The sequence below is a fragment of the Pelomonas sp. KK5 genome (assembly GCF_001984095.1).
Taxonomy (GTDB): domain Bacteria; phylum Pseudomonadota; class Gammaproteobacteria; order Burkholderiales; family Burkholderiaceae_C; genus KK5.
Genome location: NZ_LYVQ01000245.1, coordinates 1 through 9,638 on the forward strand (window position 1 = coordinate 1; position 9,638 = coordinate 9,638).

A 9,638-nucleotide genomic window follows, 5' to 3' on the forward strand; every position below is an offset into this window, starting at 1 on the left:
ATCACGCACAGCTTCTGGTGCAGCCGCCGCAGCTGCCCCGGCTGCAGGAAGCGCCACCAGCGGTCCAGCGGACGGAACACCGCCAGCGCCACGCCGCTGCCCTCCAGCTCGCGCCTGAGCCAGGGCAAGGGAGCGCGGGAGCCGAAGCCGTCCACCACCACCCGCACCCGCACGCCGCGCGCCGCAGCCGCGCGCAGCGCCGCCACCAGCGCGGCGCCGGCCTCGTCCTCGTGGAAGATGTAGGTGGCCAGCCAGACCTCGCTGGCGGCGCGGGCGATGTGGGCGATCTGCGCCGGAAACAGCTCGTCGCCACCGCGCAGCAGGCGCGCCTCGTTGCCGCCGGTGAAGGCCGGATGCTGCGGGCCGTACCAGCTCGAGAAGCGCCTGTTAACCATCCAGCTCCAGCTCCGCCAGCAGCGGCAGGTGGTCGGACATGCGCGCCCAGGCCGGGCCGCGCGGCACCTGCATCGTGGCGCAGCGCAGGCCGCGCATGTAGATGCGGTCCAGCGCGAACAGCGGGAAGGCGGAGGGGAAGGTCGGCGGCCGCGGCCGGCCGTGCACCGGCTGCGCGCGCTTGAGGCCGTGCTTGCGCATCGGCGCGTCGAGCTTCTCGCTCCAGTCGTTGAAGTCGCCGGCGATCAGCAGCGGCGCATCGTGCGGCACCTCGGCCTCGATGTACTCGGCCAGGCGCTGCACCTGGCGCACCCGGCCGCCGTGCATCAGGCCCAGGTGGGCGACCACCGTATGCACCTCGATGCCATGCCACTGCACCGGCACGTGCAGCAGGCCGCGCTGTTCGAAGCGGTGGTCGGAGACGTCGTGATGGCCGATGTCGCCGATGCGCCAGCGCGACAGCAGCGCATTGCCGTGTTCGCCGTCCTTGGTGACGGCATTGGTGCGGTAGGCCACCTCGTAGCCCTCGGGCGCGAGGAACTCGGCCTGCCCTTCCTCCGGCCAGCCGAGGAAGGTGTGGTCGAAGTCGCGGGCATGGCCGTGGTGGAACAGGCGCACCTCCTGCAGGAACACCAGGTCCGCGTCCAGCGCCTCGACGCCCAGGCCGAGGTTGTGGATCTCCAGCCGCTTCCTCGGGCCCATGCCGCGCACGCCCTTGTGGATGTTGTAGGTCGCCACGCGCAGGCGCGGGTGGGCGCGATCGGTCGGCGTGACGGCGACCGAGTCGGCGAACTGGGTCTTGAGGGGCTTCGTCATGACTTGAACCTGGGCAATTGCAATACCGCCTCGGCGTTGGACGGCGAGAAGCACAGGTCGGCCGCCTCGGCCCAGGGCAGCCAGCGGTACTGCAGGTGCTCGCGCGGCGCCAGGCGCACCGGCGTGCCGGCCGGCACGGTCAGGCCGAACACATGTTCCAGGTTGTGAGTGACGCCGGGGGCATAACGGTGACGCCAGACGGGGTAGATCTCGTAGTGGTTGGCGAGCTGCCAGTCGACCAGCTCGCCACCCTCGATGCCGGTCTCCTCGAAGACCTCGCGGCGCGCGGTGTCCACCAGCGGCTCGTCGACGGCATCCTTGGAGCCGGTCACGCTCTGCCAGTAGCCGGGGCGGTCGGCGCGCTCGATCAGCAGCACCTGCAGGTCCGGCGTGTGGATCACCACCAGCACCGACTCGGGGATCTTGTAGGGCTTGGTCATCGGCATCATGGCCGCAGCAGGCGCTGCACCGCCTCGGCCTGCTCGCTGACGCGGCTGGCCAGGGCCAGCAGTTCGTCGCGGCGGATGTGCTCGCGGTTGAGGATCTCGGCCATCTGGCGGCCGGCCTCGGCCACCGCCTGCAGGCCGCTGAGGGCGGCGTCGACATCGTTGGCGCTGGTGGCCGGCTCCGCGCGCTCAAGGGCGGGATGGGTGTCGAAGCGCGCCAGCGCCTCCAGTTGCGCCGGCAACTGGCTCTGGCCCAGCGTGGATTCCAGGCGCTTGCGCTGCTGCTGGTGGTGCCAGGCCGGGCCCAGCTCGCCATGGGCCTGCATCAGGTCGCCCAGGCGGCCGTGCGCCGCGGCCTGCAGCGCGCGGGACTGGATGGCCTCGGCCAGCGTCAGCGCCTGGCCGGCCCAGCCCAGCGCCACGTCGTCCTTGCTGAGCTCGGACAGCAGCAGCGCCGCCTGGCCCTGCAGCCAGCGGTAGCCGCTGCGCTGGGCCATGGCCAGGGCCTGCTGCGCCAGTTGCAGCGCCTCGGCCGCCTGGCCGCTGTCGCGGGCGCAGCGAGCCTGGTGCCACATCGCCTCGGCGCTGTAGTCGCTGTGGCCGGCCTCCTGGGCGGCCTGGCGGGCTTCGTGGAGCGTGGCCAGGGCCGCCTGCGGGCCGGTGGTGGCGCGCAGGCTGACGGCGCGGTTCAGCGCGATCTTGGCGCGCAGGTAGGGGTCGGCGGCGAGCCGGCGGCCGTAGTGCAGCTCGGCCTGGTCGAGCACGCGGCCGCCGCGCGCCCAGTCTCCCAGGGCGAAGCACAAGTGCGCCAGGCCGATGCGGGCCAGGCAGGCGCTGCGCGAGTCGTCGTCGGCCTGATCCAGGGTCTGGCTCCAGGCATTGCAGGCTTCGACATAGTCGCCGCGCTGGTAGTGCAGACGGCCCAGCGCCTCGCTGAACTCGGCGGCCTCGCCGAGCTGGCCGCCGCCCTTGCGGCCGCGCAGCTGCTGCTGCGCGAGAAGCAGTTCGTCCTGCAGCTCGGCGCCACGGCCCCAGCGCTCCAGGATGAAGAAGGCGCCCAGCAGCGCGCGGCGGGCCGCCGCCGGGTCGCCGCGGCGGCGCATCAGTGCCTGCAGCCGCGGCAGCACCAGCGCCGGGCGGCGCATCACCACGCGCTCCCAGCGTGGGATCTCGTTGTCCATGCTCATGGCCGGAAGCATATCCGGGGCAAGCTGTGTTCCACTCCTTGCCGTGTCAGAAGTTCAGCTCCCCAACCCCCGCCATCTCGCCCGGCTGCCGGCCGGCCTCGCACCCGAGCAGTGGCAGCGCATCCGCCAGGCCGCCTTCCACCTGCCGCAGGTCGCCTCGCCGGCCGACCTCAACGACGAGGACCGCCAGCAGGCCGAGGCGCGGCTCGAACGCCTCGGCCTGGTGATGATCCAGAAAGCCGTGTCCGGCGCGCGCCCGAGCCGCTGGATCGCGCCGGCGCTGGTGCCCGTCGCGCTGAAGCACCTCGACGAGGTGGAGACCACGCCGCAGGCCCGGCAGCTGATGCAGCAGCGAACGGCGCAGCTGGAGGCGCTGGGCCTGCGCCGCGAGGCCGACGACCTGCGCTGGACCCGCCTGTGCAACCAGGCGATCAAGCTCTCGCATGGCGGCTGGCAGCTCCCGGTGGCCTACCGCGTGGACCTGGCCGACGCCGGGCCGCTCTGGGCCTTCTACCGCAACGGCGACATGCCCGCGCTGAAGGCAGCGCTGGGCCAGCGGCCCGCCTATGGCCAGGCGGCCGAGCTGCTGGCCCATGTCGAGCAACTGCTGGCGCGCAGCGTGGCCGGCTATCCGGAACATCTCGACTCGCTGCTGCCACGGCTGCAGGCCGAATGCGCGACGCCCCAGCCGCTTGACGCGCTGAAGGCCGCCTGCACGCGCGCCCAGGACCGCTGGGAGCGCCATGTGGACGAGCAGTTCGCGCTGGCCGGGCTCAAGCAGGATCTCGCCTTCCAGGGCTATCCGGACAGCTTCCAGACGGCGCGGCGTGCGCAGCGCCAGGTGACCCTCTTCGTCGGCCCGCCCAACAGCGGCAAGACCCATGCGGCCTTCGAGCGGCTCGCGCAGGCGGCCGCGGGCGCCTATCTCGCGCCGCTGCGCCTGCTGGCGCTGGAAGGGCGTGATCGCCTGGTCGCCCGCGGCGTGCCCTGCTCGCTGCTGACCGGCGAGGAGAACGTGCCGGCCGAGGGCGCGCGCGTGGTGTCGAGCACGATCGAGATGGTCGGCACCGAGAAGCCGATCGACGTGGCGGTGATCGACGAGGCGCAGATGCTCTTCGACAACTACCGCGGCTGGGCCTGGACCCAGGCCATCGTCGGCGTGCCGGCGAAGGAGCTGCTGATCATCTGCTCGGCCTATGCGGTGCCGGCGATCGAAAGCCTGCTGGGCCTGTGCGGCGAGCGCTGCACGGTGCGCCACTTCGAGCGCAAGCAGGAGGTGCAGCTGCTGGACGCGCCCGTCCCGCTGGCCTCCTTGAAGAAGGGCGATGCGGTCGTGGCCTTCAGCCGCCGCGAGGTGCTGATGCTGCGCGACCAGATCGCCCAGCAGGGGCATCCGGTCTCGGTGATCTACGGCGCGCTGCCGCCCGAGGTGCGGCGCCGCGAGGCCGAACGATTCGCCCATGGCGCGACAGACGTTCTGGTAGCCACCGATGCGATCGGCATGGGCCTGAACCTGCCGATCCGCCGCGTGCTGTTCAGCACGATGACCAAGTTCGACGGCGTCGGCGACCGCGAGCTGAGCGTGTCGGAGACCCACCAGATCGCCGGCCGCGCCGGCCGCTTCGGCATGCACGACGAGGGCTTCTGCGGCGTGCTGCGCGAGGCCGAGCACACGGCCCTGCGCACGCTGCGCGCGCTGCTGCCCAAGACGCCGCGCGCGCCGCGCGACTTCAAGGCCGCCGTGGCGCCGAACTGGTGGCATGTCAGCACCATCGCGCAGCGCCTGCACATCGACCGGCTGCACGCCGTGCTGGGCGTCTTCATGGACCAGCTGCGGCTGGACAACGCGCACTTCGAGGTGGCCGAGCTGGAGCAGATGCTGGAGCTGGCCGAGTCGCTGGACCGCAGCTGCGGCAAGCTGCCCCTGAAGCAGCGATTCATCTACGCCCAGGCGCCGGTGGACACCCGCACCGATGCGCAGGTGCAGGAGTTCCTCGAATGGACCCGCAGCCATGCCGCCACCGGCAAAGCCGGCCAGCCCTGGTTCCTCAGCGACGTCGATGAACACAGCCGCCTGGACCGCATGGAGCAGGCACTGCGCTCCTGCACGCTGTGGCTGTGGCTGGACCTGCGCTTCCCTGGCATCTACGGCCATGTGGAGGCGGTGACGGACCTGCGCTCGCGCCTCAACGACGGGATCGAGCGGCATCTGAAGGGGAAGAAGCCGCTGTGGCGCTCGGCCACGCGGGGCCGCGCGCGGGCATGAAATGAAAGAAGGGCGCCGAGGCGCCCTTCTTTCTCTTCGTCAGGTCCGATCAGGCCTGCTGAGCCGCGCCGGCATTGCGCAGGCGGATGTGCAGCTCGCGCAGCTGCTTCTCGTCCACGAAGCTCGGGGCGCCGGTCAGCAGGTCCTGGGCGCGCTGGGTCTTCGGAAAGGCGATCACGTCGCGGATCGAATCGGCCTTGGTCATCATCGTGACGATGCGGTCCAGGCCGAAGGCCAGGCCGCCATGCGGGGGCGCGCCGTACTGCAGCGCGTCCAGCAGGAAGCCGAACTTGATCTTCTGCTCTTCCGGGCTGATGTTCAGCGCCTCGAAGACCTTGGCCTGCACGTCGGCGCGGTGGATACGCACCGAGCCGCCGCCCAGCTCCCAGCCGTTGAGCACCATGTCGTAGGCCTTGGCGATGCAGGCACCGGGGTTGGTGTTCATCAGGTCCTCGTGGCCGTCCTTCGGCGCGGTGAACGGGTGATGGACAGCTGCCCAGCGGTTGTTCTCCTCGTCGTGCTCGAACATCGGGAAGTCGACCACCCACAGCGGCGCCCACACGTCGTCGAACAGGCCATTGGCCTTGCCGAAGTCGCTGTGGCCTACCTTCAGGCGCAGGCCGCCGATCGCGTCGTTGACGACCTTGGCCTTGTCGGCGCCGAAGAACAGCAGGTCGCCGTCCTGCGCGCCGGTGCGGCTAAGGATGTCGCTGATGGCCTTGTCGTGCAGGTTCTTGACGATGGGCGACTGCAGGCCCTCGCGGCCCTTGGCCACTTCATTGACCTTGATCCAGGCCAGGCCCTTGGCGCCGTAGATCTTGACGAACTCGGTGTAGGCATCGATCTCGCCACGGCTCATCGTGGCGCCGCCCGGCACGCGCAGCGCGACCACGCGGCCGCCCGGGGTCGTGGCCGGCGTCGAGAAGACCTTGAAGTCCACGTCGCCCATCACGTCGGTCAGCTCGGTGAACTCGAGCTTGACGCGCAGGTCCGGCTTGTCCGAGCCGAAGCGGTGCATCGCCTCGCTGTACTTCATCACCGGGTACTGGCCCAGGTCCACGTTCAGCGCCTTCATGAAGACGTGGCGGATCATGCCCTCGAACATCGAGCGGATCTCTTCCTCGGTCAGGAAGGAGGTCTCGATATCGATCTGGGTGAACTCGGGCTGGCGGTCGGCGCGCAGGTCCTCGTCGCGGAAGCACTTGGTGATCTGGTAGTAGCGGTCGAAGCCGGCCACCATCAGCAGCTGCTTGAAGATCTGCGGCGACTGGGGCAGCGCGAAGAAGTGGCCGTCGTGCACGCGGCTCGGCACCAGGTAGTCGCGCGCGCCTTCAGGCGTGCTCTTGCCCAGCATCGGCGTCTCGATGTCGATGAAGCCGTTCTCGTCGAGGAACTTGCGCACTTCCATGGCCACGCGGTAGCGCAGCATCATGTTGTTCTGCATGTAGGGGCGGCGCAGGTCCAGCACGCGGTGCGTCAGGCGCGTGGTCTCCGAGAGGTTCTCGTCGTCGAGCTGGAACGGGGGCGTGACCGACGGGTTCAGCACCTCGATCTCGTGGCACAGCACCTCGACCTTGCCGGACACCAGGTTGGCGTTCTCGGTGCCGGCCGGGCGGGCGCGCACCTTGCCGACAATCTTCAGGCAGAACTCGTTGCGCACGTCGGAGGCGATCTTGAACATGTCCGCGCGGTCCGGGTCGCAGACGATCTGGACGATGCCTTCGCGGTCGCGCAGGTCGACGAAGATGACGCCACCGTGGTCGCGGCGACGGTGGGCCCAGCCCATCAGGGTGACGGTCTGATCGAGCAGCTTCTCGCTGACTTGGCCGGCATAGCAGGTACGCATGATTGTTGGATCTTTCGCAGAATTCTTGGAGGCGCGGCAAGGCGCCGCTGAACGAGGGCGTTAGGCAGGCGCGAGGCCCTCAGGACTGAACGCTCGCCGGGCGCTCAGCCCGGCAGATTGGGCGGCGGCGTGTCCGGCGGGACCACGCCCATCGAGATGATGTGCTTGAGCGCCGCGTCCACGCTCATGTGCAGCGGCTTGACCTGCGAGCGCGGCATCATCAGGAAGAAACCGGAGGTCGGGTTCGGCGTCGTGGGCACGTAGATGCTGACGTGCTCGTCCACCAGCGCCTCGGCCACCTCGCCGCTGGGCTTGCCGGTGACGAAGCCGATGGTCCACGAACCGGCATGCGGGTACTGCACCAGCACCGCCTCGCGGAAGGCATTGCCGTTGCTGGAGAACAGCGTGTCGGAGACCTGCTTGACCGAGCTGTAGATGTTCTTGACGATCGGGATATGCGTCAGCAGCCGGTCCCACTGGCGCAGTGCCCACTGGCCGAACATATTGGCCACGAACATGCCGGTCAGCAGTACCGTGCCGACGACGACCACCAGGCCCAGGCCCGGCACGTCGAGCAGCTTCTCCAGCGGATCGTGGAAGCCCGGGGCCACCGCCTGCGTCGCGCCGACGACGGCGCCGAAGATGCCGTTGATGATGCCCAGCACCCACAGCAGCACCCAGATGGTGACTGCCAGCGGCATCCAGACCAGCAGGCCGGTGATGAAGTATTTCTTCACGGGGGCGGGCTCAGGAAGAGTTGCTGCTGCTGCTCGGCGCCGGCGCGGGGGCCGGTGCCGCAGCGGCGGCGGGCGCATCGGCGGCGGGCGCGGGCGCGCTGCTGCCGTTGTTGTTGCTGCCGCCGCGGAAGTCGGTCACGTACCAGCCCGAGCCCTTCAGCTGGAAGCCCGCCGCCGTGATCTGCTTGGAAAAGGTCTCGGCGCCGCAGGCCGGGCAGGTGCTCAGCGGGGCGTCGGAGATCTTTTGCAGCACGTCCTTGGCATGACCGCAGGTGCTGCAGCGGTAGGCGTAGATGGGCATGAGGGGCTAAACCGTTGATCGAAAACCGGAAATTATAGTTCCGGTACGTGTCGGACTCAGGCCGACGGCTCGTCGGCCAGGCCGGCCACGTGCAGCTTGTGGTCCTTGCGGTCCTTGAGGATCTGCGGCATTAGCGAGCCGACGATCATGCCGGCGAAGCCCGCCAGCAGGCCGGCGAGCTGGCCCGGGAAGGCCTCGCCCAGCGTGCTGACCTGCGGCAGGAAGGCGATCCACACCGCGATGCCCAGGCCCAGCGAGAAGATCGCGCCCTGGGTCGTGGCGCGCTTCCAGTACAGGCCGGTGACCAGCGGCACGAAGGCGCCGACCAGTGTGACCTGGTAGGCCGAGGAGACCAGGTCGAAGATCGGCGTGCCCTTCATCGCGATCGCATAGGCCAGCACCAGGCCGGCGAAGACGACGATGGTCGTGCGCATCGCGAAGAGCTGCTGCCGGTCGTTGGTGCGCGGGCGGATGTTCTTCAGGATGTTCTCGACGAAGCTGGTGGATGGCGCCAGCAGCGTGGCCGAGGAGGTGCTCTTGATTGCCGACAGCAGCGCGCCGAAGAACAGGATCTGCATGATCAGCGGCATCTTCGTGAGCACGAAGAGCGGCAGCAGCTTCTGGTATTCGCCCTGCACCAGGTCCAGCGCCTGCTGGCCCATCACGACGACGGCGGCCGACACGATGAACATCGGCACGGCGGCGAAGAGGATGTAGCTGAGGCCGCCGATCATCGCGCCGTTGCGGGCGGTCTTCTCGTCCTTGGCGGACATCACGCGCTGGAACACGTCCTGCTGCGGGATCGAGCCGAGCATCATCGTCACGGCGGCACCGACGAACATCACCACGTCGGTCAGCTTGGGCTCGGGCAGGAACTTGAACAGGTCCTTGTCCTGCGCCATCGCGAACACGTGGCCGGCGCCGCCCGCGAGGTCGGCCGAGAAGAAGGCGATGACCGACAGGCCGATCACCAGCACGATCATCTGGATGAAGTCGGTCCAGGCCACGGCCAGGAAGCCACCGATCACGACATAGATCAGCACGGCCAGCGTGCCGACGATCATGCCGGCCGTCTCGCTCATCGCACCGTCAGTCAGCACCGAGAACACGAGGCCCAGCGCGGTGATCTGCGCGGCGACCCAGCCGAGGTAGGACAGGATGATCGTCGCCGAGCAGAACACCTCCACGCCCTTGCCGAAACGCTGGCGGTAGAAGTCGCCGATGGTCAGCAGGTTCTGGCGGTAGAGCTTGGTGGCGAAGAAGGCGCCGACCAGGATCAGGCAGGTCCCGGCGCCGAACGGGTCCTCGATGATCGAGTTGAGGCCGCCCTGCACGAACTTGGCCGGGATGCCCATCACCGTCTCGGCGCCGAACCAGGTGGCGAAGGTGGTCGTCACGACCATGATCAGCGGCAGCGAGCGGCCGGCGATCGCGAAGTCGCTGGTGTTCTTGATCCGCGTGCCGGCCCAGACGCCCAGGCCCAGCGTGCCGAGCAGGTAGAGGACGACGAAGACGATCAGGGTGATGTTCATTTCACTTGGGCAGGAAGGGTGGGCGTCCGACAGGACGCGGCATTATCCCCAAGATCGGCAGCAGGAATCAGGCCCGGCGCCGCGCTCGAGCGGCGCGCTGGCCGTCAGTAGAAA

Annotated in this window: 9 protein-coding genes; 1 reads left to right on the forward strand and 8 read right to left on the reverse strand. The window is 69.3% G+C overall.

All coding sequences use genetic code 11. The annotated features are described in order from the left end of the window. The 4 genes from B0W88_RS26555 to B0W88_RS26570 form a co-directional block, all read right to left on the reverse strand. A partial coding sequence (locus B0W88_RS26555) for a phosphatidylserine/phosphatidylglycerophosphate/cardiolipin synthase family protein (RefSeq protein ID WP_233151852.1) occupies positions 1-395 on the reverse strand: 395 nt, incomplete at its 3' end. Next, entirely contained in the window at positions 388-1,209 is an 822-nt protein-coding gene (locus tag B0W88_RS26560) for an endonuclease/exonuclease/phosphatase family protein (RefSeq protein ID WP_144006990.1), read from the reverse strand. The genes B0W88_RS26560 and B0W88_RS26555, both read right to left, overlap by 8 nt. Then, positions 1,206-1,649: a dihydroneopterin triphosphate diphosphatase gene (gene nudB, locus B0W88_RS26565; protein ID WP_077037598.1), complete on the reverse strand. Its 444-nt coding sequence runs from the start codon at positions 1,647-1,649 to the stop codon at positions 1,206-1,208. The genes B0W88_RS26560 and nudB overlap by 4 nt, the downstream gene beginning before the upstream one ends. Before the next feature lie 5 nt (positions 1,650-1,654). After that, positions 1,655-2,842, reverse strand: coding sequence for a hypothetical protein (locus B0W88_RS26570; protein ID WP_077037599.1), 1,188 nt, complete (start codon positions 2,840-2,842; stop codon positions 1,655-1,657). Between the two features lie 43 nt (positions 2,843-2,885). On the opposite strand from B0W88_RS26570, the gene B0W88_RS26575 reads away from it, so the two are divergent. After that, entirely contained in the window at positions 2,886-5,108 is a 2,223-nt protein-coding gene (locus B0W88_RS26575; RefSeq protein ID WP_233151853.1) for a helicase-related protein, read from the forward strand. A 49-nt stretch (positions 5,109-5,157) separates the two neighbouring features. Here the strand turns inward: B0W88_RS26575 and aspS are convergent, their stop codons facing one another. The 4 genes from aspS to B0W88_RS26595 all read right to left on the reverse strand — a co-directional run bounded on the left by aspS (position 5,158) and on the right by B0W88_RS26595 (position 9,524). Next, on the reverse strand, positions 5,158-6,954 hold the full coding sequence (aspS, locus tag B0W88_RS26580; RefSeq protein ID WP_077037600.1) for an aspartate--tRNA ligase: 1,797 nt from the start codon (positions 6,952-6,954) through the stop codon (positions 5,158-5,160). Positions 6,955-7,058: 104 nt separating this feature from the next. Next, the gene (locus tag B0W88_RS26585) at positions 7,059-7,655 is read right to left on the reverse strand and encodes a DUF502 domain-containing protein (RefSeq protein WP_077037605.1); all 597 of its coding nucleotides are present in this window, start codon (positions 7,653-7,655) and stop codon (positions 7,059-7,061) included. Between the two features lie 46 nt (positions 7,656-7,701). Further along, a complete protein-coding gene (locus tag B0W88_RS26590; RefSeq protein WP_077037601.1) occupies positions 7,702-7,992 on the reverse strand; it encodes an FmdB family zinc ribbon protein in 291 nt (96 codons plus the stop codon). 56 nt (positions 7,993-8,048) lie between these two features. Beyond that, positions 8,049-9,524, reverse strand: coding sequence for a sodium:solute symporter family protein (locus B0W88_RS26595; protein ID WP_077037602.1), 1,476 nt, complete (start codon positions 9,522-9,524; stop codon positions 8,049-8,051). Between the last annotated feature and the right edge of the window lie 114 nt (positions 9,525-9,638).